Source organism: Polaromonas sp. P3_C2 (assembly GCF_056402675.1).
On the sequence record NZ_JBFUGX010001263.1, the window covers coordinates 1 to 540 of the forward strand.

Annotated in this window: 2 protein-coding genes; one reads left to right on the top strand and one right to left on the bottom strand. The window is 61.9% G+C overall.

From position 1 onward, the window contains the following. On the top strand, window positions 1–135 hold a 135-nt coding region (locus tag AC1DWI_RS25975; protein ID WP_477726304.1), incomplete at its 5' end, for a helix-turn-helix domain-containing protein. 17 nt (window positions 136–152) lie between these two features. Here AC1DWI_RS25975 and AC1DWI_RS25980 read toward each other — a convergent pair. Beyond that, window positions 153–540 (bottom strand): copper chaperone PCu(A)C (locus AC1DWI_RS25980; RefSeq protein WP_477726303.1); only part of this gene is annotated, 388 nt, incomplete at its 5' end.

Sequence of the window (540 nt, forward strand, 5' to 3'; positions counted from 1 at the left end):
CTGAAAGAACTCGAAACCGCCTTGATCCGCAAGGCGGTGACCGATTCACGCGGCAATGTGCTGCAGGCCGCAAAAGCGCTCGGCGTCAGCCGGGCCACGGTTTACCGCCGCCTGGGCTCGGGCAAACGCAACTAGCACCCGGCAAACACAAATCAGTGCTTGTGCTCGGCCGCGGCACCGGCTGCTCCCGGAGCTGCAGTGGCAACCGGCAGCTTCAGCTCGAGCTTGCTTTCCACACCTTTGGCGTCCTTGAACAGCAGGGTCACGGGGATTGTGCTGTCTTTGGCCAGCGGTGCTTTGAGGTCCATCAGCATGACGTGGTAACCCCCTGGCTTGAGTTCGACCTTTTTGCCGGCAGGCAAATCAAGTGACGGCACGGCGCGCATTTTCATGACGTCGCCGTCCATTTTCATTTCATGCACTTCAGCCACGCCCGCCACCGGCGACGACACGCCGATCAGCTGGGCCCCATCTTTGGCGGTGAGGCTCATAAAAGCCCCCGTGCCTTTTTGCCCTTGCACAGTGGCGCGCGCCCACGCC